The organism is Corallococcus sp. CA047B, from assembly GCF_003612065.1.
Taxonomy (GTDB): Bacteria; Myxococcota; Myxococcia; order Myxococcales; family Myxococcaceae; genus Corallococcus; species Corallococcus praedator.
Genome location: NZ_RAWD01000663.1, coordinates 1 through 1,079 on the forward strand (window position 1 = coordinate 1; position 1,079 = coordinate 1,079).

The following is a 1,079-nucleotide window of genomic DNA, read 5'->3' on the forward strand; positions in this document are numbered from 1 at the left end:
GGTGGATTCAAGCGGTCGTCGCAACGCCTCCTGGTTGAAGTGAGCGTAGATGAGTGTTCAGCGCCTCGGAAGGTGTCTTCCATCCAAGAGTCCTGCGGGGCCGGTTGTTGAGGGCGGCGGCGACAGTGGCGAGGTCCTCACGGGAGTATCTGGAGAGATCCGTCCCTTTTGGAAAGTACTGGCGAAGCAGGCCGTTGGTGTTCTCATTCGTGCCCCGCTGCCATGGACTGCGTGGGTCGCAGAAATAGACGGAAAGGCCCGTGTCGGCGCGAAGGCGGGCATGGTGAGCCATCTCAGCCCCTTGGTCCCACGTGAGCGTCCGGCGCAGCTGCTTTGGCAACACGGTGAGCGAGGACGCAATGGCGCTGCGGACCGCGTCGGCGCCGTGTCCGGCCAGGGCAGGCCCATTCTTCACCCGAGGCAGGCCGTGGGCGTCCATGCGTGGCAAGTGCAGCAGCAGCGTGAATCGGGTGGTGCGCTCGACCAGCGTGCCAATGGCTGAACTCCCCACCCCCAAGATGAGGTCCCCTTCCCAGTGCCCAGGTACTTTGCGGTCCGTGACTTCGCTTGGGCGATGGTTGAGCCTGCTTTCGGGGCTGACAAACTTCTTCCCGTGCACGCGGGCACGTGCCCGCGGCACCCGTAGCGTCCGCCCGGTCCGCAGGCAACTGGCCAACTCGCGTTGCAAGGCACCGCGATTTTGAACGTAGAGAGCTTGGTAGATGGCCTCGTGGGAGAGCCTCATCGAGGCATCCGCTGGGAAGTCCACCTGAAGTCTGTTGGCAATCTGCTCGGGACTCCAGGAGGTCGCCCAACGGCGGTCTTTTCGGGGCCCCTGGCGTCGCACCTTCCAACGCACCTCTGGGCCAGGCACGCTTGTCCCATCGCCAGCGGTGAGTGTCCCCGCCAGGCGCTCCTGCACGTACCGCCGCAGCTCGTTGTTCGCGGCCAGCTTCGCGACCTTCGGGCGCCTCGCGCGTCGGTCCGCATGCCACTGGGCCGTTGTTGCTCGATACTCCAAGCCACCGCCACGGGTCGCGGCATTGCGGCGCAACTCCCGCGAGATGGTCGAGGCAGAA

The 1,079-nt window shown here is 65.3% G+C and carries 1 protein-coding gene; it reads right to left on the bottom strand.

What is annotated here, in order from left to right; translation table 11 throughout:
• Positions 1-7 precede the first annotated feature (7 nt).
• On the bottom strand, positions 8-1,079 hold a 1,072-nt coding region (locus D7X74_RS42025), incomplete at its 5' end, for an IS30 family transposase (RefSeq protein WP_120538475.1).